Annotated in this window: 24 protein-coding genes and 1 pseudogene; 17 read left to right on the top strand and 8 right to left on the bottom strand. The window is 70.4% G+C overall.

From position 1 onward, the window contains the following. The first annotated feature begins 19 nt into the window (after window positions 1-19). From proS to AB0C12_RS19960, 13 genes and pseudogenes are all read left to right on the top strand, one after another. Window positions 20-1,426 (top strand): proline--tRNA ligase, encoded by a 1,407-nt coding sequence (gene proS, locus AB0C12_RS20020; protein ID WP_360549935.1) that lies wholly within the window; start codon window positions 20-22, stop codon window positions 1,424-1,426. 2 nt (window positions 1,427-1,428) lie between these two features. Then, entirely contained in the window at window positions 1,429-2,118 is a 690-nt protein-coding gene (locus AB0C12_RS20015; protein WP_360549933.1) for a DUF402 domain-containing protein, read from the top strand. Window positions 2,119-3,336: 1,218 nt separating this feature from the next. Continuing rightward, window positions 3,337-3,771, top strand: a pseudogene (gene rpsP, locus AB0C12_RS20010) (30S ribosomal protein S16); the annotation flags it as partial. A gap of 106 nt (window positions 3,772-3,877) precedes the next feature. Further along, complete coding sequence (locus AB0C12_RS20005) at window positions 3,878-4,135, top strand: RNA-binding protein (RefSeq protein WP_023561857.1); 258 nt, start codon at window positions 3,878-3,880, stop codon at window positions 4,133-4,135. 14 nt (window positions 4,136-4,149) lie between these two features. Next, a complete protein-coding gene (gene rimM, locus AB0C12_RS20000; RefSeq protein WP_360550562.1) occupies window positions 4,150-4,716 on the top strand; it encodes a ribosome maturation factor RimM in 567 nt (188 codons plus the stop codon). Then, entirely contained in the window at window positions 4,716-5,480 is a 765-nt protein-coding gene (gene trmD / locus AB0C12_RS19995) for a tRNA (guanosine(37)-N1)-methyltransferase TrmD (RefSeq protein WP_360549931.1), read from the top strand. Before rimM ends, trmD begins: the two co-directional genes overlap by 1 nt. A 130-nt stretch (window positions 5,481-5,610) precedes the next feature. Continuing rightward, window positions 5,611-5,970, top strand: coding sequence for a 50S ribosomal protein L19 (gene rplS, locus AB0C12_RS19990; protein ID WP_360549929.1), 360 nt, complete (start codon window positions 5,611-5,613; stop codon window positions 5,968-5,970). Between the two features lie 202 nt (window positions 5,971-6,172). Next, window positions 6,173-7,057, top strand: coding sequence for a signal peptidase I (gene lepB, locus AB0C12_RS19985; protein WP_360549927.1), 885 nt, complete (start codon window positions 6,173-6,175; stop codon window positions 7,055-7,057). Next, a complete protein-coding gene (lepB, locus tag AB0C12_RS19980) occupies window positions 7,054-7,707 on the top strand; it encodes a signal peptidase I (protein WP_360549925.1) in 654 nt (217 codons plus the stop codon). The genes lepB (AB0C12_RS19985) and lepB (AB0C12_RS19980) overlap by 4 nt, the downstream gene beginning before the upstream one ends. Before the next feature lie 79 nt (window positions 7,708-7,786). After that, a complete protein-coding gene (locus AB0C12_RS19975) occupies window positions 7,787-8,233 on the top strand; it encodes an NUDIX domain-containing protein (RefSeq protein ID WP_360549923.1) in 447 nt (148 codons plus the stop codon). Beyond that, window positions 8,233-9,051 (top strand): ribonuclease HII, encoded by an 819-nt coding sequence (locus AB0C12_RS19970; RefSeq protein WP_360549921.1) that lies wholly within the window; start codon window positions 8,233-8,235, stop codon window positions 9,049-9,051. The genes AB0C12_RS19975 and AB0C12_RS19970 overlap by 1 nt, the downstream gene beginning before the upstream one ends. After that, complete coding sequence (locus AB0C12_RS19965) at window positions 9,048-9,374, top strand: DUF2469 domain-containing protein (protein WP_023561849.1); 327 nt, start codon at window positions 9,048-9,050, stop codon at window positions 9,372-9,374. The genes AB0C12_RS19970 and AB0C12_RS19965 overlap by 4 nt, the downstream gene beginning before the upstream one ends. A gap of 66 nt (window positions 9,375-9,440) precedes the next feature. Then, window positions 9,441-9,968, top strand: coding sequence for a M23 family metallopeptidase (locus tag AB0C12_RS19960; protein ID WP_360549919.1), 528 nt, complete (start codon window positions 9,441-9,443; stop codon window positions 9,966-9,968). 2 nt (window positions 9,969-9,970) lie between these two features. Here AB0C12_RS19960 and AB0C12_RS19955 read toward each other — a convergent pair whose 3' ends face one another. Together AB0C12_RS19955 and AB0C12_RS19950 are read right to left on the bottom strand one after the other, a co-directional pair. Further along, window positions 9,971-11,158 (bottom strand): aminotransferase class V-fold PLP-dependent enzyme, encoded by a 1,188-nt coding sequence (locus AB0C12_RS19955; RefSeq protein ID WP_360549917.1) that lies wholly within the window; start codon window positions 11,156-11,158, stop codon window positions 9,971-9,973. 409 nt (window positions 11,159-11,567) lie between these two features. Next, window positions 11,568-12,446 (bottom strand): tyrosine recombinase XerC, encoded by an 879-nt coding sequence (locus AB0C12_RS19950; protein WP_360550560.1) that lies wholly within the window; start codon window positions 12,444-12,446, stop codon window positions 11,568-11,570. 83 nt (window positions 12,447-12,529) lie between these two features. Here AB0C12_RS19950 and AB0C12_RS19945 point away from each other — a divergent pair, with 83 nt between their 5' ends. Further along, window positions 12,530-13,060, top strand: a complete 531-nt coding sequence (locus AB0C12_RS19945; protein WP_360549915.1) for a DUF6636 domain-containing protein — start codon at window positions 12,530-12,532, stop codon at window positions 13,058-13,060. 32 nt (window positions 13,061-13,092) lie between these two features. Beyond that, window positions 13,093-13,554, top strand: coding sequence for a pyridoxamine 5'-phosphate oxidase family protein (locus AB0C12_RS19940; protein ID WP_360549913.1), 462 nt, complete (start codon window positions 13,093-13,095; stop codon window positions 13,552-13,554). Between the two features lie 14 nt (window positions 13,555-13,568). Here the strand turns inward: AB0C12_RS19940 and AB0C12_RS19935 are convergent, their stop codons facing one another. After that, the gene (locus AB0C12_RS19935) at window positions 13,569-13,973 is read right to left on the bottom strand and encodes a winged helix-turn-helix domain-containing protein (protein WP_360549911.1); all 405 of its coding nucleotides are present in this window, start codon (window positions 13,971-13,973) and stop codon (window positions 13,569-13,571) included. Window positions 13,974-14,035: 62 nt separating this feature from the next. Here AB0C12_RS19935 and AB0C12_RS19930 point away from each other — a divergent pair, with 62 nt between their 5' ends. Further along, window positions 14,036-14,503 carry a GNAT family N-acetyltransferase gene (locus AB0C12_RS19930; protein ID WP_360549909.1) on the top strand — a complete coding sequence of 156 codons (468 nt, stop codon included), beginning with the start codon at window positions 14,036-14,038 and terminating at the stop codon, window positions 14,501-14,503. 219 nt (window positions 14,504-14,722) lie between these two features. Here AB0C12_RS19930 and AB0C12_RS19925 read toward each other — a convergent pair whose 3' ends face one another. The 4 genes from AB0C12_RS19925 to AB0C12_RS19910 are packed head-to-tail and all read right to left on the bottom strand — an operon-like array spanning window position 14,723 to window position 18,638. Then, a complete protein-coding gene (locus tag AB0C12_RS19925) occupies window positions 14,723-15,610 on the bottom strand; it encodes an SAM-dependent methyltransferase (protein WP_360549908.1) in 888 nt (295 codons plus the stop codon). 51 nt (window positions 15,611-15,661) lie between these two features. After that, entirely contained in the window at window positions 15,662-16,273 is a 612-nt protein-coding gene (locus AB0C12_RS19920; protein ID WP_360549906.1) for a GNAT family N-acetyltransferase, read from the bottom strand. Window positions 16,274-16,291: 18 nt separating this feature from the next. Beyond that, entirely contained in the window at window positions 16,292-17,779 is a 1,488-nt protein-coding gene (locus tag AB0C12_RS19915) for an APC family permease (RefSeq protein ID WP_360549904.1), read from the bottom strand. A 49-nt stretch (window positions 17,780-17,828) separates the two neighbouring features. Then, window positions 17,829-18,638 carry a GPP34 family phosphoprotein gene (locus AB0C12_RS19910; RefSeq protein ID WP_360549903.1) on the bottom strand — a complete coding sequence of 270 codons (810 nt, stop codon included), beginning with the start codon at window positions 18,636-18,638 and terminating at the stop codon, window positions 17,829-17,831. 1,190 nt (window positions 18,639-19,828) lie between these two features. Here AB0C12_RS19910 and AB0C12_RS19905 point away from each other — a divergent pair. Then, window positions 19,829-20,014: a DNA-binding protein gene (locus AB0C12_RS19905; RefSeq protein ID WP_360550559.1), complete on the top strand. Its 186-nt coding sequence runs from the start codon at window positions 19,829-19,831 to the stop codon at window positions 20,012-20,014. Window positions 20,015-20,023: 9 nt separating this feature from the next. On the opposite strand, the gene dprA is transcribed toward AB0C12_RS19905, so the two are convergent. Continuing rightward, window positions 20,024-21,226, bottom strand: coding sequence for a DNA-processing protein DprA (gene dprA / locus AB0C12_RS19900; protein WP_360549901.1), 1,203 nt, complete (start codon window positions 21,224-21,226; stop codon window positions 20,024-20,026). Window positions 21,227-21,354 lie beyond the last annotated feature (128 nt).

The following is a 21,354-nucleotide window of genomic DNA, read 5'->3' as shown; positions in this document are numbered from 1 at the left end:
CTCGCTAGGATGCTGCCTCATGGCTCGCGTGCTCACTCCCCGTGCGGAGGACTTCCCCCGCTGGTACCAGGACCTCATCGCCAAGGCGCAACTCGCCGACAACGGCCCGGTGCGCGGGACGATGGTGATCCGGCCGGCCGGCTACGCCATCTGGGAGCACATGCAGGCGGACATGGACCGCCGGATCAAGGAAGCGGGCGTGCAGAACGCGTACTTCCCGCTGTTCATCCCGGAGAGCTACCTGCGCCGCGAAGCCAACCACGTCGAGGGCTTCTCGCCCGAACTGGCCGTGGTCACCCACGCCGGCGGCAAGGAGCTCGCCGAGCCGCTGGTCGTCCGGCCGACCAGCGAGACCGTCATCGGCGAGTTCATGGCCAAGTGGGTCGACTCCTACCGGGACCTGCCGCTGCTGCTCAACCAGTGGGCCAACGTCGTGCGCTGGGAGCTGCGCCCGCGCACGTTCCTGCGCACCACCGAGTTCCTCTGGCAGGAGGGCCACACCGCGCACGCGACCGAGCAGGACGCCCGCGAGCACGCGCGGGAGATCCACAAGAACGTGTACGAGGACTTCATGGTCACCATGCTGGCCATCCCGGTCGTACCCGGCCGCAAGACCAAGGGCGAGCGGTTCGCCGGCGCGACCAACACCATGACCGTCGAGGCCATGATGGGCGACATGAAGGCCCTGCAGATGGGCACGTCGCACGAGCTCGGGCAGAACTTCGCCAAGGCCTTCGACATCACCTACTCGTCGGCGGCCGGCAAGGTCGAGCACGCCTGGACCACGTCCTGGGGCACCTCCACCCGGATGATGGGCGGCCTGATCATGGTGCACGGCGACGACAACGGCCTGCGGCTGCCGCCGCGGATCGCGCCGATCCAGGCCCAGGTCATGGTGGTCAAGGCCGGCGAAGGCGTCCTGGAAGCGGCGACCAGGCTGACCGAGGAGCTCAAGGCGGCCGGCGTACGCGTCAAGCTCGACGCCCGGGCCGACATCCCGTTCGGCCGCCGGGCCGTCGACGCCGAGCTCCAGGGCATTCCGGTACGCATCGAGGTCGGACCCCGCGACCTGGGCGCGGGCAACGCCGTGGTGGCCCGCCGCATCGACGGCACCAAGACGCCGGTGGCCCTGGCGTCGGTCGCCCCGACCGTCGTCGCCGCCCTCGAGACCGACCAGCAGCGCATGTACGACGACGCGCTGGCGTTCCGCGAGGCGAACACGGTCGAGGTGAAGACGCTGGGCGACGCGATCGAAGCGGCCCAGACCGGCTGGGCGCGAGTGCCGTGGTCGGCGATCGGCACCGACGGCGAGGCCGAGGCGAACGGCAAGGCGGTGACCGTGCGCTGCCTGTTCCGCGAGGACGGCTCGATGCCCGACTCCGACGACGAGCCCGACCTGATCGCGATCCTGGCCCGGTCGTACTGACCGTGCCCGCCCGTTCCACGCCCGCCCGTTTCGCCCCCGGCCGTTTCACGCCCGGCCGCGAGGTTCTCTACCGCAACATCGACGGGTCGCGGCTGGCCTCCGTACGCCCATGCCGCGTGGTCTCCGACGACGACCGCGGGCTGCTGCTCTGGCTGGCCCGCGGCTCGGCGGTGGTGATCGAGGTGGCGGAGGACGGGCGAGGCATCCGCGACATGCCGTTCGCCGAATGGACCGGCCTGCGCACCAAAATCGTCGCCGACACCTGGCAGGGCGCGGGCCTGCTCAAATTCATCCCCCCGGACGCCGACCACTCGATCTGGCTCTTCCGCGACGACGCCGGCACCTTCACCGGCTGGTACGTGAACCTGGAAGAACGAGCAATCCGCTGGGACGACGGCGACGTGGCGGGCGTGGACGTGATCGACCAGGACCTGGACGTGGTGGTGGCCCCGGACCGCACCTGGAAGTGGAAGGACGAGGACGAGTTCACCGAGCGCCTCGCCTTCCCGGACCACTACTGGGTCCGCGACGCCGCTCTGGTCCGCGCCGAAGGCCTTCGCGTGATCAAAGCCATCGAGGCGGGTGACTTCCCCTTCGACGGAACCTGGACCACCTACCAGCCGGATCCCTCCTGGCCCGTCCCTCCTTCTTTGCCTTCTGGTTGGGATCGGGCCGCCGCGCCTCGGCCCTGATCTGCTTCTGCTGGTTGCATGGTGGGGCTTGGGGGCGAGGATGGCCCACGCAGCCCGTCAAGCTTGATATCTGCGTGGACCATCCCCGCCCCCAAGCCCGTGCCACTCACCCACCTGCCACCCCGCCAGCTCCCAGCCAACAAACCACGACCCCGAATCCGTGAGCCGCAAGCTCGTGAAGCGGTGGCCTGCGACCTTTGCGAGTCGGCGCCCTGCGGCCGTGCGATCGACGGTGCTGCGGCCGTGCGGGCGGCGGTGCTGCGGCCGTGCGAGGCGGCGGCCTTCGACCTCATGGCCTCGCGAATCCGCGCTCCGCGCCCATCGGTGACCTGCCGGCTTGCGAGCGCGGTAGCCCTCGGCCAGCCGAACCCGGCCGCGCTGCATGCCCGCCGAGTTGCAGGCTCGTGAAGCTGCCAGCTGTCAAGCCGTGGGGCCGCCGAGTTGCTGGTCCGCGACGTTGCTGAGCCGGCACTGAGCCGCCCAGAGGTTGGCCCGCCGAGCTGCTGGTCCGCGAAGCCGGCGGGCCGCGCCGGTGAGTCGTTGAGCTGCGAGCCCGGCTGGGTCGCCGAGCTGCGCGACTGGCCAGATCATCGGGGCTGTTCGTGTGAGACGTAACTGTGGAGCCGCTTCAAATCGGTGCCTCGACGTTTCCCCTGCGGTGCGAGGCTGGGGCAAATGACGCAGGAGGCGCGATAAAGGTCGAGCCTGCCGGACGAGCGGGGGTACCGGTCCCGACGGCATCCGCCCGGCTTCTCGGAGGTCTGCCGTCCGGCGGCTCCCGATATCGCCCAACGGTGACATGGTCGGCGAAACCATGCGGGATATCCCTCAGCGGAACCACGACGGGCTTTGGGGGCGGGAGGGTCCACGCAGACATCAAGCCTGACGGGCTGCGTGGACCATCCCCGCCCCCAAAGCCCCACCACGCACCCACAAGAAACCGAATGAAACCATGCAACCACCCGGCAATCGGCGGGAGCGACGGTCAGAGCCATGCAACCAGGCACGACATCCAAAGCCGAAGGCCCCGATTGAGCCCAGCCGAAGCTCTCTGGCAGAATGGACGGGTCCGGCGTGCGTAGAGGTGCCCTCTAACTCCTCCACGCGCCGCCAGTCCTCGAGGCATCGGTCCCATATCCCCACGTGGGTTCCGTTCTCTCACCCACGTACCGGCTCCCAGGCGGGCCGGTCGTCATCGCAACAGGAGCGAACAAGACCGTGGCCGTAAAGATCCGGCTCCTGCGGATGGGCAAGATCCGCAACCCGCAGTACCGCATCGTCGTCGCCGACTCGCGCACCAAGCGTGACGGCCGCGCCATCGAGTACGTCGGTATCTACCAGCCCAAGGAAGACCCCTCGATCATCGAGGTCAAGTCGGAGCGGGTGCAGTACTGGCTCTCGGTCGGCGCGCAGCCGAGCGAGGCCGTGCAGCGTCTGCTCGAGAAGACCGGCGACTGGCAGCAGTTCAAGGGCCTGCCGGCCCCGCCGCCGCTGCTGGTGAAGGCCGAGAAGGTCAGCCGCCTGGCGACCTACGAGGCCGAGGCCAAGGCTGCCGCCGGTGTCGCCGAGACTCCGGCTGGCAAGCCGGCCAAGAAGGCCCGCGCGACCGAGAAGGCGGCCGACAAGTCCGCTGACAAGGCTGCCGACAAGACCCCGGCCGCGCCGGAGGTTGCCGAGACGCGGCCGAGCGACACCAAGGCTGTCGACCCGGCCGAGCCGAACCGTGAGGCTGTCGCCGCGGACGCGAAGGACCCGGCCGGTGCCGGCGCCGACGCGAACTGACGGGGCGCTCCGGCCTGCGCTGGAGCACCTCGTCAAGGGCATCGTCGACAACCCGGACGACGTTCGGGTCCGGCTGGTCGACTCGCGCCGCGGTAAGCGGCTCGAGGTGCGCGTGCACCCTGAGGACCTGGGTACGGTCATCGGGCGGGGCGGGCGTACGGCCAAGGCGCTGCGTCAGGTCATCGGTTCGATCGGTGGGCGCGGCATCCGCGTCGACATCGTCGACGCGTACTGAGCTGCTGCCTGATGTTGCTGGTCGTCGGTCAGATCGGGAAGCCCCATGGGATCCGTGGGGAAGTGCTGGTGACGGTGCGGACCGATGATCCAGAGGCGAGATTCGCCGCCGGGTCGGCGTTCACCACGGAGGTCCCTCGGGATCGCCGGGTGAGTGCCGGCCCGGCGGCTGCCGCTGTTCCGGGGGTGCCTTATCAGGTGCCCGCGAAGCTTGTCCTCGAGGCGATGCGCTGGCATCAGGGCAAGGGCATCGCCCAGTTCGAGGGCGTTCTCGACCGCAACACCGCTGAGGCTCTGCGTGGCGTGTTGTTGCAGGTCGACAGCTCGGAAATCACCGAGCCGGACGATCCGGACGAGTTCAACGATCATCAGCTCGCCGGCCTGTCCGTGGAGTCGGTCGACGGCACTGTGCTGGGCACGGTCGACCGGATCGACCACGCGCCTGCTTCGGATCTCATCGTCCTGAAGAGGGCTGCCGGTGGTACGGCGCTCATCCCGTTCGTCAGCCAGATGGTGCCGACGGTCGATCTGGCCGGCGGTCGGATCGTCGTCGACCTGCCCGAGGGTCTGCTCGACCTCTGATGCGCGTTGATGTCGTTTCCATCTTCCCCGAGTATTTCGCTCCGCTGGAGCTGTCGCTGATCGGCAAGGCCCGCGGCGCCGGCATCCTCGAGCTGGCCGTGCATGATCTGCGCACCTGGACCTCGGACGTGCATCGCACGGTGGACGACTCCCCGTACGGCGGTGGCCCCGGCATGGTCATGCGCCCGGAGCCGTGGGCGGCCGCGCTGGATGCGGTGGCCGGCCCTTCGTCCGTGCTGGTCGTGCCGTCGCCGGTGGGTAAGCCGTTCACCCAGGCGGACGCGCACGAGCTTGCCGCACTGGACCACCTGATTTTCGCCTGCGGCCGGTACGAGGGCATCGACCAGCGTGTCCTCGACGACGCGGCGGCGCGGATGCCGGTTCGTGAGGTCTCGCTCGGCGACTATGTGCTCTTCGGTGGTGAGGTCGCGGTCATCGTGATCATGGAGGCGATCACCCGGCTGCTGCCCGGGGTGCTGGGCAACGCGGAGTCGCTGACCGAGGAGTCGCACGCGGCCGGCCTCCTGGAGGCGCCGGTCTACACCAAGCCGGCCGTCTGGCGGGACCGGGCGGTGCCCGAGGTGCTCCGGTCCGGTGATCATGGCCGGATCGCGCGCTGGCGGCGTACCGAATCGTTGCTGCGCACCGCGGCCCGGCGGCCGGACATGCTGGCCGCCTATCCGGTTGATCTCCTGGACGCCAAGGACCGGGCCGCCCTGGACGAGGCCGGATTTCAGATCCCGCCCCCGGGTGTGGCAAAGTAGTGAGGTTGCCGTTCGCGCCCCACGCCGTGGCCGGCCGGACGAGGACCCCCTGCACCGATGTCAGCGGGTCAGAATCACCCAATCGCGCATCGAACTCCCGGTGCGCTTTGAGTACGACGAGGATGCAGCGATGAACACGCTGGACCAGCTCGACGCCCAGTCGCGGCGCACGGACATCCCCGACTTCCGGGCCGGTGACACCGTCAAGGTGCACGTCCGGGTCGTCGAGGGCAACCGTTCCCGCGTCCAGATCTTCCAGGGCGTCGTGATCAGCCGCCAGGGCGGTGGGCTGCGCGAGACCTTCAAGGTCCGGAAGATCAGCTTCGGCGTCGGCGTCGAGCGGACCTACCCGGTCAACAGCCCGCAGCTCGACCGCATCGAGGTCGTGACCCGCGGTGACGTGCGTCGCGCCAAGCTCTACTACCTGCGTGAGCTCCGGGGCAAGAAGGCCAAGATCAAGGAGCTGCGCGAGAAGCAGACGGTCAGCTGAACCCCCTACCGGTCCGGGCCGTATTCACTCGGACTGACGTTTACTGCGCGGGCGCACTACGCTTGCGTCAGTGACGGATGGGAACTCAGCAGGACCATTCGCACTACCGCCCGTCATGTCCCCACCGTGGGAACTCGGGCGGTAGTGCTGTATCCGGGGCGGTTCGACCGGACGGCGGCAGGAGATGCGTAGCGTGGAACCGATGCAGGGGTATCGACCCTCCTCCTCCGGACGTCGCCGCGGGCGGGTGATCCGGCGCAAGGAGATGCCTCTCTGGCAGGAGTTGCCGCTGCTGCTGGTGGTGGCCTTCTGCCTGGCCGTGCTGATCCGCACCTTCCTGGTGCAGGCCTTCTACATCCCGTCCGGCTCGATGGAGAACACCCTCGCGATCAAAGACCGCGTCCTGGTCAACAAAGTCGTCTACGACATGCGTGACCCGCTGCGCGGCGAGATCGTGGTCTTCCGCGGCACCGACAACTGGGCGCCCGAGCAGCCGGCCGAGCCGATCAGCAACACCTTCGGCGCCAAGCTGGGCCGCACCATCGGCGACCTCGTCGGGGTCAGCCGTCCGGGCGAACGCGACTTCATCAAACGGGTGATCGGCCTGCCCGGCGACAAGATCGCCTGCTGTGACGACCAGGGCCGGATCACCGTCAACGGTGAGCCGATCGACGAGCCGTACATCTTCGAGAACTCGCCGCTGGACGCGCCGCCGAATCCGCGGCAGTGCACCAGCCGCCGGTTCGCCGAGGTGACCGTCCCCGCGGGTGAGATGTTCGTCATGGGCGACCACCGCCTGGTGTCGCAGGACGCGCGCTGCCAAGGGCCGGTACCCATCGACAACATCATCGGCCGGGCCTTCGTGGTGGTGTGGCCCACCAGCCACTTCACCAGCCTTTCCGTGCCGGACAACTGGAAGTCGTACGCGGCGGCCCACCCGATCGCGGCCGCCCCGACCGGTGAATCTCCCCGGCATGCTCCCGATCCCGCCACTGCTGCCGTTATGCTGCCGTTCCTCTTAAGTGTCGGCGTATCCGCGCGTTCCGGACTGTGGTTGCGGCCTCGGGGACGTAGGCTCCGATCGTGATTGACGAGCACACCGAGTCCTCGAAGCGCAGCGGTTCGTTCTGGCGCGAGCTACCGATCTTGCTGGGAGTGGCGATCCTCGTCGCCGTCCTGGTGCGCTTCTTCGTGCTGCAGACCTTCTACATCCCGTCGCCGTCGATGGAGCACACGCTCAACGTCTGGGACAGGGTGCTGGTCAACAAGCTTGTCTACGACTTCCGTGAGCCGCGCCGGGGCGAGATCGTGGTCTTCAAGGCCCCGACCGACTGGCAGAGCGGCACCGAGGGCGAGGACTTCATCAAGCGCATCATCGGTGTCAGCGGCGACCACGTGGTCTGCTGCGACGACCAGGAACGCCTGATGATCAACGGCCACTCGCTGGACGAGCCGTTCATCTACACCGACGCGGACGGCCAGCAGGACCCGGCGGCGGACGAGAAGTTCGACATCACCGTGCCGGCCGGCCGGCTGTGGGTCATGGGTGACCACCGCTCGGCGTCCGGCGACTCCCTGGAGCACTGGGAGCAGACCAAGGACATCCAGGCCGCCACGATCCGGACCGACTCGATCGTCGGCCGGGCGTTCACGATCTTCTGGCCGGTGTCCCGGGCGACCTGGCTCTCCGTGCCCAAGGAGTTCGACGACGTCCCGGACGCGGCGCCGGCCAACTGACGCGGCGCCGGGCAATTGGCCCGGCGCCGGGCCACTGACCCGGCGTCAAGATCGACCATCGGCGCAATAGGCTGGGGGCGTGACGTTCATCGACCGCCGGGCCGCCCGGGTGCTTCTCATCGATGCTGCGGAGCGCGTACTGCTGCTGCACGGCGGTGACCCGGCACGCGCGGACCAGCACTGGTGGTTCACACCCGGCGGTGGGCTGAACGAGGGCGAGACGCCCGCTCTGGGCGCGGCCCGCGAGCTGCTGGAGGAGACCGGCCTGCGGGCCGATCCCGCCGAGCTGGGCGAGCCGGTGCACCACGAGACCACCGAGTTCAGTTACGACAACCGGCAGTACCGCCAGGACCAGGACTTCTTCCTGCTGCGGATCGACTCGTGGCAGGTCGACACCACCGGCTTCGACCCCGAGGAGCAGCGCACGATCACCGCGCACCGCTGGTGGTCCGTGGCCGAGCTCGACACCTCGACCGAGCAGATCTTCCCGATCGGGCTCGCCGACCTGCTGCGTAAGGTCCTCTGATGCTGAGTCCGCCCCGGACGGTGGTCCGCCGCGAAGGCGGCCTCTACGCCCTTGAGCGGGCGCTGCAGCGCCGTGGCTTCCGGCACGTCGCCGGGGCCGACGAGGCCGGCCGGGGCGCCTGTGCGGGCCCGCTGGTCGCGGCCGCGGCGATCCTGCCCGAGGGCAAGCGCGGCGAGATCGACGAACTGGCCGACTCCAAGCTGCTCACCGCGGCCGCCCGCGAACGCGTCTACGACGAGGTGGTCACGCGGGCGCTGGCCTGGTCGGTGGTGATCGTCCCGCCGGCCGAGGTGGACGGCCGCGGCCTGCACGTCTGCAACCTGGCCGCGATGCGCCGCGCGCTCGCGTCGCTGACCACCCGCCCCGAGTACGTCCTGACCGACGGTTTCCCGGTCGACGGGCTGGGGGCACCGGGCCTCGCGGTCTGGAAAGGCGACCGGGTGGCGGCCTGTGTGGCGGCGGCCAGTGTGCTCGCCAAGGTCACCCGGGACCGGCTGATGGTGGAGCTGGACGGCAGGTTCCCGGACTACGGCTTCGCGGTGCACAAGGGCTACATCACCGATGAGCACAGCGCGGCACTGACCAGGCACGGCCCTTGCGCGGAGCACCGCTTCTCGTACGTGAACGTGGCGGCCGTCTCCGGGCGCGGCAACCGGCCCCCTCGGGCCCGCCGCCCCGCGGTTCTGCCCCCGGTCAACGCCGAGCCGCTGATGCTCTGGCCAGCAGTGGAGGGTACCGTCGGCGTGGCGTCGGGCGAGCAGCCTCGGCCGCCGGTGCCGGTGGGGGAAGATGAGGCCATGGAGGGCGAGAAGCGATGAGCGCAGAGGATCTCGAGAAGTACGAGACCGAGATGGAGCTGCAGCTCTACCGGGAGTACCGCGACATCGTCCGACAGTTCTCGTACGTGGTGGAGACGGAACGCCGGTTCTACCTGGCGAACCAGGTGGACCTGCACGTCCGCAACTCCGACGGCGAGGTCTACTTCGAGGTCGAGATGCACGACGCGTGGGTCTGGGACATGTACCGGCCGGCCCGCTTCGTCAAGAACGTCCGCGTGATGACCTTCAAGGACGTCAACGTGGAGGAGCTGGAGAAGCCGGACATCTCCCTGCCGGACGAGGCCGGTTTCGGCGGGAGCTGACCGGGCGGCCGCGGTTGTCCACAGGGCGGGTCGCGGCCCATGCCGGACAAGAGCACCATGCCTGGCATGGTGCTCTTGCTTACGGCCCTCATGGTCCTGTCCGGTCTCCCGGCGGCTCCCGAGAGACCCGCTCCGGCTTCCATGCTCGGCCCGGGCACGGCGGCGGTCGACCGATGGCGCGTCGGTGCGGAGTTCGGCTGGCCGGTCGATGCTGCGCGGGTCGCGCGGCGGTTCGACCCGCCGCCGCAGCCGTGGCTGGCCGGTCATCGCGGCACGGATCTGGCTGCCGCACCCGGCGCTGTGGTCCGGGCCGCCGGTACGGGGACGGTCGTGTTCGCCGGCCAGGTGGCGGGACGTGGGGTCGTCAGCGTCGCCCATGCGGGCGGACTGCGCACCACCTACGAGCCGGTTGTCGTCGAGGCGCGCAGACCCGGTGACATGGTCGCGGCGGGGGAGAGGCTCGGCACGCTGGCGCCCGGCCATCCGGGCTGTCCCGAGGCGGCGTGTCTGCACTGGGGACTGCGCCGGGGCGCGGACTACCTGGACCCGCTGACGCTGCTCGGTCTCGGGCGCGTCCGGCTGCTGCCGCTGTGATGTCAGCGCAGGGACGCCAGCAGGGGTGGCAGGCGTTCCGCCAGGTTCTCGTACTCCTCCGGCCGGTTGTACACCTGGGCGCTCAGCCGCAGCCAGCCGCGGCCGCCCCACGCGTTCACCGCGACCTCCGTCGCCAGCTTGTCGGCGATCTGCTGGCGCAGGGCGTGCGCCTCCGGCTGCGTCGTGGCGATCCCCGACGGCAGCGGCAGGATCCGCATGGCCGCCTCGGCCGCGCCGGGGTCGGGCAGGTCGGAGGGCGCCAGGCCGAGACTCGCCCCGACCAGCCGCTGACCGTACGCCGCGAGCGCCGCGTTGTGCCGCCGCACCGCCTCGACGCCCAGGGTGCGCAGGGTGAAGAGCCCGGCCGGCGCGGCCAGCCAGGGCGAATAGTCCATGGTGCCCTGCGACTCGACCGACAGCGGGAAGCCGGAGTCGTGCTCCCAGGACACGACGAGCGGCTCGATCCGCCGGCGCCAGCCCGGGGCGACGGCGAGCAGAGCGGTGCCCCGCGGAGCGAAGGCCCACTTGTGCAGGTTGCCCACCCAGAAGTCGGCGCCGAGCCGGTCGACCCGGACGGGCAGCATGCCGGGCACGTGCGCGGCGTCGACCAGCACCGGGATCTCGTGCTCCCGGGCGGCAGCGGCGATCGCGCGCACCGGCAGCACCTTCGCGGTCGGCGAGGTGAGCTGGTCGATGATCAGCAGCTTGGTCTTGCCGGGCCGCAACGCCCCCCGGATCCGCGACACCACCTCGGCGTCGGAGGCATCCAGCGGCAACGCGACGGTCCGCGCACTGGCCCCGTCCCGCCGGCACTGCCGCCGCACCGCGATCGCGTTGGCGCCGTAGCCGTGGTCGGTGAGCAGCACCTCGTCACCGGAGGTCAGCCGGATCGACTGCAGCACCAGCGAGACGGCGGCGGTGGCGTTCGGCACCAGAGCGCTGCCGTCCGGGTCGGCGCCGAGAAAGTCGGCCAGATGCCGTCGGGTATGGACGATCCGGTCGGTCAGCCCCGGCGCAGCGAAGAACGACATCGGATTGCGCTCGACCTCGTCCCGCAGCCGCTGCTGGGCGCGCTGCACCCCGATCGGGACGGCACCGAAGGAGCCGTGGTTGAGATAGGCGGTGGCCGGGTCGAGCGAGAAGAGGAGCCGCGCTCCCGGGATGGGCGGGGGCGGGTCTCCGACGCTCACGCCCTGATCGTACGTGGTGCCGGCGGGTCCGTCGCGGTCGTTACCCAGACGGGCCGACGCTTGGTCGTGGCGCGCGTGCGGTCAGCCCGCGGCGGGTCGTGGGTGTGCTTGCGCTTGTTTCAGGGCTGGGGTTAGTTTGCGGCGGGTCGTGGGTGTGCTTGCGCTTGTTGTCGGGCTGGGGTTAGTCCGCGGCGGGTCGTGGGTGTGCCTGTGCTTGTTGCCGGGCTGGGGTCAGTCCGCGGCGGGTCGTGGGCGCGCCTGCGCTTGTTGCCCGGCCGCGGCCAGCCCGCGGGCTGGCCGCCGGGTCGCGGGCCTGTGGCGGTCGTCGGGCTGCGGGCCTGTGGCGGTCGCCGGGTTGCGGCCCGCCCGCGGCCGCCGGGCGGGGCGACGGGTCGGCCGGCGGCCGGGGTCAGGCTCGGGGGTGGGCTTGTTTGAAGGCGGCGCGGAGGCGTTCGGTGGAGACGTGGGTGTAGATCTGGGTGCTCGACAGTGAGGAGTGGCCGAGGAGGTCCTGGACCGCGCGTAGGTCTGCGCCTCCGTCCAGCAGGTGGGTGGCCGCTGAGTGCCGCAGGTCGTGCGGGCTGGTGTGGGGCAGGCCCGCGGCCTGGGCGGCTGCCGCCACGATCCGGCGGACCACTGTCTGCTGGAGCCGGCCGCCGCGTGCGCCCAGGAAGAGGGCGTCGCCGCTACCGAGACGGGCCAGGGCCGGGCGGCCGTTACGCAGCCAGTCGTCGAGGGCCTTCTCGGCCGGGATGCCGTACGGGACCATGCGTTCCTTGGCGCCCTTGCCGAAGACCCGGATCACCCGGCGCCCCTCGTCGATGTCAGCCGTGTCGAGGCCGCAGAGCTCGCTGACCCGTACGCCGGTCGCGTAGAGCAGTTCCAGGACCGCTCGGTCGCGTACCGCATGGGGGTCGGCCGTGGTGACGACCAGGTCCGCCGCCTGGTCGGCGCGCAACACCGACGGCAGGTCGCGGTGGGCCCGCGGGCTGGCCAGCTGCGCGCCGGCGTCGGCCGGGCAGAGCCCGGACCGGTGCGCCCAGGCGGTGAAGGTCCGGGCCGCGGCGGCCCGGCGAGCCTGGGAGGTACGCGCGGCGCCGTCGGTCATCCGCTGCGCGAGCCAGCCCCGCAGCACCGTGATGTCCAGATCGGCCGGGGCGGCACAGCCGGCAGCCGCCGCATGGTCGAGCAGCGATACGACATCCCCGACATATGCCCGCACAGTGTGCGCGGAGCGGTTGTCGACGCGGGCCAGGTGCACGGCGAAGTCGTCGACCGCGGCGCGCATCGCGGGCGGCAGCGATTCGTGTACGTCGCGGGTGCTCACTGTTCTTGCTCCACGCCCTTATCATTCCGCCTTTGGGAGGTGACGTGTCAGCAGCGCGCGGATGGGCCGGACTGGTCGGGGTGATCACGCTGATGGTGGCCCTGACGGCATGTTCGGCGTCGCCGGATCCGGTGGGGCCGCGACCGACCACCCAGGTGTTGGCCACCAACGCGGCACTGGGTGACGCGCCGCCGCCCGGAGCCGCGTCGCCGTCCCCGCAGCCGCCGGAGAAGGTCAGCGAGGCGAACTTCGTGTCGCCGTCCGGGAACATCGGCTGCTACCTCGACAAGTCGGGGGCCCGCTGCGACATCGTCCGCAAGAACTGGCAGCCACCGCCGGCGCCGGCTGACTGCGACCTCGACTGGGGTTCGGGCGTCTCCGTGCATCAGGCGGAAGAGGCGACTTTCACGTGTGCCGGTGACACTGTGCTGGGTGGGAAAGAGATGCTCGCCTACGGCAAGTCGCTGCGGGCCGGGGACTTCCTGTGCAGCAGTGACAGCAAGGCGATGCGCTGCGAGAACACCGAGTCCGGTCACGGCTTCACGATCGCGATCGAGCAGTACAACCTGTTCTGAGTTTTGTCAGACCCGGCTCATAGGGTCGGTGCATGGCGAGGTGGCAGGAGATCGAAGACGAGTTCGCCGAGTTCGCGGCGAAGGTGCGGGCGCGGTTCGACGCCGGGACGAACAAGACGATCGCGACGTTGCGGCGGGACGGTGCGCCGCGGATCAGTGCGACGGAGCTGAAGTTCGACAACGGCGAAGTGACGTTCGGCATGATGGGCGGCTCGATGAAGCTGCTCGACGTCCGGCGCGATCCCCGGATAGCGGTGCACAGCCCGACCCTGGAGCCGCCGGTGGACGCACCGGATCAGTGGCCCGGCGACGCGAAGCTGGCCGGTCAGGCGGTGGAGATGCCGGCGCCGGGGGAGGAGCCGGTGCCGGGGGCGGGCTACTTCCGCGTCGACGTGACGGAGGTGTCCCTCACATATCTCGGGGTGCCCGCGGATCACCTGGTCATCGAGTCGTGGGACGCGGCCCACGGATACCGCCGCCGGACCCGGAAGTAGGGGCTGCGCCGGGCTCAAGGACGGGTCAGCTGGACCCGGTCTGCCGGGTGCACGGTCGTGGTGCCGTCGGGTGCCGTGATCACCAGGACCGGGACGCCTTCGGCGAGGCGGTAGGCGCGGCGCTCCGCGTCGGTCGGCATGCGGGCGCCGGCTTTCTCGCCGCGGCGCAAGGTGATGAGCTCGGTCGGTTCCGGGACGCGGACGAATGTCCCTCGTGGCCGGTCGACGGTGACCAGGCCTTCGGTGCGGAGCTGGCCGATCGCTTGGCGCACGGTGGTGCGGCTGATGCCGTGCTCCTGGGCCAGACGCAGTTCGCTGGGCAGCGGCTCGCCGGGCGCGAGCGCGCCCGACTGGATCTGGTCGCGCAGGAGATCGGCGAGCTGGCGGAAAACCGCGCGGTCAGCCGAGGGGTCGATCATGACATTCACGGTACGTCATTGTATTGACATACAGACGGTGAGCTGCGGTGAGGATGGGCGGAATGGTGGAGATCAGCCTCCTGGGCGAAGAGGATCACAGCGAATGGGAGGCTCTGACCCGGCGCTACAACGAGCACTTCGGCACTGAGATCAGTGATGCCCACTACGACCGGACCTGGCGCCGGCTGGTCGACCGCGATGAGATCCGCGGGGCCACTGCCCGGATTGACGGGGCAATGGTGGGGCTGGCTCACTACTACTTCCACACCAGCCTTTGGGGAGCTGGTCGGTGTTATCTGGCCGATCTGTTCGTGGCTCCGGGGGCTCGGCGGCAGGGCGTCGCGACGGCCATCCTGCACTGGGTGGCGCGAGACGCGGAGAAACACGACGCCCCGCGTCTGTACTGGAACACCACGTTGGACAATCGTGATGGCCGGGCGTTGTACGACACCTTGGCGGACTACAGCGGCTTCATCGTTTACAACTACCGACGTGATCAGGAAACGGGTTCGGCTCGGCGCGGCGAGTAGCCCGAGAAGCGTGGACAGCAGATGCCCGAACCGGGTCCGTTGTCGCGCCCGCGCTCGCCGTGCCCCTTCCTTCGCCTGCTGCCGCTCTGGTTGCCGCGCAGCTCCCGCTGCCGCGCCGCTCCCGAGAGACCGGTCAGTCGCGAAGTGTCTGGCCGACCGCTTTGGTGCATCGCGGGCCATCCCGCGGCGGTGGCATGTCGGCGGGGCATGGGGTGACGATCACGGCAGGCGTCCGATCGCGGCATATGCGACTGCCTGGTTCGGGGCGGCCTGCGGCTTCGGGTCGCGTCCCGGGAGCCACTCGACGGTCGACACCACGCCCGGCTCGACCAGCTCCAATCCGCTGAGGAACGCTACGACCTCCGGGCGAGTGCGTGCCTTGAACGGTCCGTGCTCCATGCTCGCCGCCAGCTCGGCGAGATGCGCGGCTGTCCCGTAATCGAGCGGATCGTAGGTGACATGGGTCAGAGCCACGTACGAGCCGGGGGCCAGGGCGGCTTTGAGCTGGTCGACGGCCGCGTACGCCTGCTGGTCGTCGACGATGAAGTGCAGCACGGCCAGGAGCAGCACCGCGATCGGCTGGTTGAAGTCGAGCACCTCGCGGGTGGTCTCGTGGTTCAGGACCGTACCGATGTCGGTCAGGTCGCCGTCCAGGAACTGGATCGTGCCCTCCGGCGTGCCGATGAGCAGCGCGCGGGAGTGGGAGCCGACCAGCTCGTCGCAGTCGACGTACAGGATGCGGCTGCTGGGGTCGACGGCCTGGGCGACCTCGTGCACGTTCGGTTCCTGCGGCAACCCGCATCCGATGTCGAGGAACTGCCGCACCCCCCGCTCGGCGAGGTAGGCGACCTGGCGCTCCATGCACCGGCGAAGTTCCTTGGCGGCCAGGCGGATGCTGGGCAGGGCCTTCTGCAACTTCGCGGCGGAGTCACGATCGGCCCGGAAGTTGTCCTTGCCGCCCTGCAGGTCGTTGTAGCGGCGGGCCGGCGACGGGCGGGATATGTCGATCGGATTCTCGCCGTAGGCGGCGACGTGACGTTCGAGGTCACGTCGCCGCTCCGCCGTCAGGGCGTCGGGGTCGCGGGCGTCGGGTGAGGGTTTCGTCATGGCGATAGGGGTCCTTGATCGAACGTGGGTTTCGGTCCGGGGCTGGGGTCGTCAGCCGTTCTGCACGGGCCTCCACATGCGGTACAGCACGGTGTCGCCCGTGACCGCGATGGTGGGCGGGTTCATGTCCTGGTAGCCGTGCCGCCGGTACAGGGCCCGGTTCTGCAGGCCGGTGGCCTCCAGGTAGGCCGGGATGCCGTCGGTGTCGAGCCGGCTGTGGGTGTGATCCATCAGCCGGCTGCCCAGCCCTTGGCTCCACCGGTCGGGGCGTACGGCGAGGAACAGCAGGTGCCAGTGCGGGTCGGTGGGGTGGTGGGCTTCCATCTGCAGATCGAGGTGCTGGAACCGGGGCAGGTGCTCACCGGCGAGATCGGCGAGGTGTTTCTCGTAGCCCTCGGGCTCGTGCACCTCGTGGGTGCGGTCGAACCAGACGGCGGCGGCGCCGGCATCTGTGCTCACGACCACCTGTCCCGCGCCGTTGATGGCGTGGGCGATGTACAGCCGGTACCAGTCCCGGGTGATCGTCCGGCGGCGGGACGGGTCGGGGACGAGATAGTGGATGACCTTCAGGTGATCGAACGCGTCGGCGACGATGTCGGCCACGGTGTCGGTGTCGTCCGGGCCGGCGAGGCGCAGCGTCGGGGTGGCGTCGGTGCTGGTCATACGGGTGAGCCCTTTCGATCAGAGGATGGCGGACAGACCGGAGGTGGAGGCGGTGGCGCTGCGGGCACCGCGACCGATGCCTTCGTAGACGTCGGGTCGGGTGCGCCGGAGGATCAGTCCCCAGGTGGTGCCGGCGGCGAAGATCAGCAACAGGGCGATGGGCACGATGCGGGCGGGGCCGGTTCCTGGGGTGACGCCGTAGAGGCCGGCGAGGTTGTCGATGGCGAGGTATGCCACGGCCAGCAGGATGGCGGTGGCGAGCAGGGGTGCGATGCGGCGTTGCCACAGGTTTTCGCCGTGTGTGTTGCCGGTGAAGAAGCCGATGACGGCGATGCTGGTCAGGGTGTAGAGCAGCAGGATGCCCAGGCCGCCGGTGGTGGAGCCCCAGTAGAACAACTGCACGAGGGGATCCCAGCCGGCGATCGCGTAGAGGATCAGCACACCGAGGGCGAGGGTGGTCTGGGCGAGGGAGGCGTTGCGGGGCGCGCCTTTGATGGTGGTGCGGCCGAACAGCCGGGGCAGGACGCCTTCGCGGCCGAGGGCGAAGGTGTAGCGGGCGATGGCGTTGTGGAAGGCCAGTAGTGCGGCGATCAGGCCGGTGCCGAGCAGGATCTTCCCGACGGTGACTGCGGCGTGGCCGAGCATGACGGTGGCTTCGTTGAAGAACAGGTCGGCGCCTTCGGCGGTGGCCCGGTCGATGGGCTTCGGTCCGGCGGCGGAGATCTGCACCCAGGAGGCGAGGGCGTAGGCGGCGCCGATGACGGCGATGGTGACGTAGGTGGCGGTCGGGATGGTGCGTCGGGGGTCCTTGCTCTCCTCGATGTAGACCACCGATTGTTCGACGCCGGCGAACGAGGTCGCGCCGAGCACGATCAGCACGCCGAGGCTGGGCCCGGACAGGTCGCTGATGTTCATCGCGGCGCCGGAGAACGTGAAGCCGGAGGTGAGCATGATGGCCAGGCTGTAGAGCACGACCAGGACGGTTTCGGCGATGACGAGGAAGACCAGGACGTAGCCGGAGAGTTTGACCTCGTTGGCGCCGAGGAGGGCGACCAGGGCCCAGGCGAGGACGGCGGGGATGAACCAGTGCACGTCGAAGCCGAGCCAGTCGCTGAGCAGCGGTGCGCCGATGGCGGCGCCGAACGCGCCGTAGCAGCACAGTTGAAAGCTGGTGTAGGTGGCCAGGGCGAACCAGGCGGTGCCGACGCCGAACGGGCGGCCGATGCCGTGGGCGACGTAGGCGTAGAACGCGCCGGCGTTGGGGATGTGCCGGGCCATGGCGAGGTAGCCGACGGCGTAGATCATCAGGATCGCGGCGACGGCGATGATCGCGATCGGGAAACCGAGCAGGCCGGTCGCCGCCAACGCGAGGGGCACGACCAGGGTGATGACGGTCAGCGGGGCCACGCTGGAGGCGATGGCCGAGCCGATCGCGAACGGGCCGAGCCGGTTGCGCGCGAGCGCGTACGAGATGCCGGTCTGGACGACAGAGGGAGGTGCGGACACCGGGGTTCCTCCTGCAAAAGGGTTGAGGGGTAGGGAATGCATCGGGTGGTCAGCGCATCGCGGCCTCGCCGATCGCGGCGTCCGCCGCGTGCAGCAGCTCTCGCAACATCGCTTTGACGCCGGACCCGACCGGGTCGGTCAGGCCGGTCTGGATCTGCTGGGTGAGCAAAGACCGCTCGTACGGCGACAGCGTGGCCAGCGCGTGGTGGTGCAGCCCGGTCGCCAGGAACAGACCCGCGAGAATGACGTCGGCCCAGGGCAGGGTTCGGCCGGTCTGCACGGCGTGGGTGATCGTGTTCGCCGGTGTCCCGGAGGCGTACGAGTCGAAGGGCACGTATCGCACCGTGGTGCCGCCGAAGAGCCGGCGGTGCTCCTCGCGCTGAACCAGCCCGGTGCGGGACAGCCGGTCGAGAACTCGAGCCTCCGCGCGGCTGTCGTAGGCCAGGTACGAGATCCACGCGTTGAGCGGGTGACCGGGCCGGCGGTGCCGCGTCTCCTGCTGCACCGGCGGTGGCCAGGCGCCGCGCTCCCAGGCCCGTGGACCCCACTGCTCCTCGTGCGCTGTCGCCCGTACCTGGGCCGGAACGGGCGGGGCAGGCCAGGTCTGCTCTTCGGCCTGCATCGTGACCAGCACCGGGCGCAGCGCGGGATCGCTCGGCAGGGCGGCCGTCGCGTCCTGGGTGCGGAACAGTTCGCCCTCGCGCAGCTCCAGAAACCCGCCGTGGACGAGTTCGGCGAGCAACCCGGTGGCCAGCCCGACCCCGAGCGGCCAGTCCCCGATCAAGCGAGCGCCTTTGACGCCGTCGTGCGCGGCGAGCCACAGGTCGTCGGTGAGCCGCGTCGGCTCCGCTGACGGCATGACGATGTTCCTTCCTCCGTGAGGGTTCGCGGTAGCGGGGTCGTGACCGGTGCCGGCTGCGACGGCTCCCGGCCGAGTGCTCAGCGGGTGACACCGGCGCGTATCCGCCGGGTGTCCTCGCCTGGGTCGAGGTCCGGTTCCGGTCGCCACCACGTCGGGGACACGAGCCCGGGGTCGACCAGCACCAGCCCGTCGAACAACCCGCCGATCTGCGCGGCGGGGTGGGGAGGCGGTGGCTTGGTGACACCCGGGCTCGCGGCGACGGCGCGGATCGCTCTGGTCGGCTGTCACCGCTGACATGCGTGTGGGCCGCGTAGCTGCCGGGCGCGGGCGCGTCGACATTCGCCCCGCGCGCCGCTTGGGCGATCTCGTGTTTGGCGTCGTGGTGCGCGGGGCGTGCCGCTTGGGCGATCTCGTGTTTGGCGTCGTGGTGCGCGGGGCGTGCCGCTTGGGCGATCTCGTGTTTGGCGTCCTGGTGCGCCGGGCGCGCCGCCTGGGCGATCTTGTGTTTGGCGTCCTGGTGCGCCAGCGCGCGGCGGATGAACTTGCGAGCCACGTCGTGCCCGGTCGGTGTGCCTGCTGGCCGGCTTGTCTGGTGGTGCCGGGCACTCGCGACGTTCGGCGGGCTGATGTCTCCGGTGTCACCGCCCGGCGGCGGGTCGGTGACCGGTGCACTTCGGCCGTCCCGGGCCGGAGGGAACGGTAGTCGCGGTGCGGGGACCAGGCGGTCCACGCACGGGGCTCGGAGTCCGCACGAGCACCGTCGCCACCACGACTGCCAGAGGCGTCTGTGGGACGGCTCGTGCGGGACCGGGTCAAGACGCCGCCTGCGACGAATGCTCATCCGGCCGCCTTTCCGGGGACCGCTTGTCGGGAATGGTCATCCGGCTACTGGCTTCCGAGGCCGCGCCCATACGGAATGGCCGGGAACCCGCGTAAGGGCAGGGATCCGCGCAGGACCGGGGAGTCGCGCAGGGCCGGGAATCCGCGTAAGGGCAGGGATCCGCACAGGACCGGGAACCCGCGCAGGGCCGGGGAGTCGTGCGACCGGGCACCCGGGGACCGGTCGGCGTGGGGAGTCATGCGGCCAACCTAGTTGACCAGCGACTAGCTGTCGTTTGCGAAGTTGACCCATGACTAATAGTCATACGTCTACGGTCGATCATGTGGGAAGCAAGCCGATTCGATTGATGGGCGCGCACGAGATCCGCCTTCGCCTGGGTGGGGTCAGTCGTCAGCGCGCGTACCAGATCACCAGCAGGGCGGACTTTCCCGCGCCTGTCGCTGATCTGGCCCAGGGCAAGGTCTGGGCGACCGAGGACGTCGAGGCCTGGATGAAGGCGCACCGGCGGGACGTCGACGACGTCGAGGCCTGACGCCGCCGTCTACACCGGACCCGGCGGCGCTCGCCTGGTCGGGCGGGCCAGTGCCACGCCGTCGCTCCGGCGTACCACCAGGCCGGCCATCTCCAGCAGCGAGAGCCGGCGCAGCACCGTGCGTACGCCCAGCCCTGCTCTTGCCGCCAGCTCCTCCGGGCCGACCGTTCCGCGGCGGGGGATCGCCTCCAGCACCAGCGCGGAGTCCTCGTCCAGGTCGTCCCGGACGTGATCCCGGCCCCGCGGTATCTCTGCCAGGTATTCGCCGATCCGGCCGACCTCTTCGAGCACCTGAGCCGTACCGGTCACGACCACCGTCTCGGGATGCCGGCGCAGCAGCTCATGACAGCCCACCGACATCGCTGACGTCACCGGGCCCGGTACGACCATGGCCCGCCGGCCCAGTGCGACCGTCCTGCTCAACGTCTGCACCGCGCCGCTGCGGGCGGCCGCCTCGACGATGACCGTTCCCGCTGTCGCCGCCGCGATGACCCGGTTGCGGATCAGGAACCGGTGGCGCAGCGGGTCCGAGCCCGGCGGCCACTCGCTCATCAGCAGACCGCTTTCGGCGATCTGCTCGAACATGGCGGAGTTCCCCACCGGGTACGGCCGGTCGACCCCGCACGCCAGCACGGCAACCGTCAGCCCGCCCGCCGTCAGCGCTGCCCGGTGCGCCGCCGCGTCGATGCCGAACGCGCCGCCGGACACCACCGACCAGCCGTGTTCCGCCAGCCCGTACGCGAGCTCGTTGGTCACGTGGAGGCCGTAGCTGGTCGCCGCGCGGGCGCCCACCACCGCGACCGATCGAGCGAACGCCTCATCGAGCCGCCGGCCGCCCCGGACCCACAGGCACAGCGGCGGGCGGACGTCCCGGTTGATCCGGTCGCCGCCGTCGAGTTCGAGGGTGCTGAGCGTGTCCACTCCGGCCGGCCACTCCGGATCGGCCGGGACCACCACGCGGGCGCCGAGCCGGTCTGCGCGACGTAGCGCTGCCTCGGCCAGCCGGCGCGGGTCGCCGGCGCTCGACCGGGAGATGACCGCGGCGCGCAATGTCGCCTCCGGGACGTCCCCGTCCAGCAGCCGGTTGAGGGTGGCCTCGGCGCCGCCCGCCTGTACGAGCTGCCACACGGCCCGGTTGCCGGGCTCGGCGAGCCAGGTGAGGGCGACCCGCGCCATCCGGTCGGCGTCGTCACCGGGCCGCGACCCGCTCATGCCGCCCTCCCGCCGTCGTCATCCCCGGACGGGATCTGTGAGGTGAGCGTCAGCCAGGGACGGCGTCGGCGGCGGTGCCGTCCGCCGAGCGGCCATCTGATCACGGCACCCGAGCGGCCATCCGGCCA

The sequence above is a fragment of the Actinoplanes sp. NPDC048967 genome, from assembly GCF_040649415.1.
Classification (GTDB): domain Bacteria; phylum Actinomycetota; class Actinomycetes; order Mycobacteriales; family Micromonosporaceae; genus Actinoplanes.
Note: the sequence above shows the minus strand (reverse complement) of the source record. Positions and strands in the feature narration are given on the sequence as shown.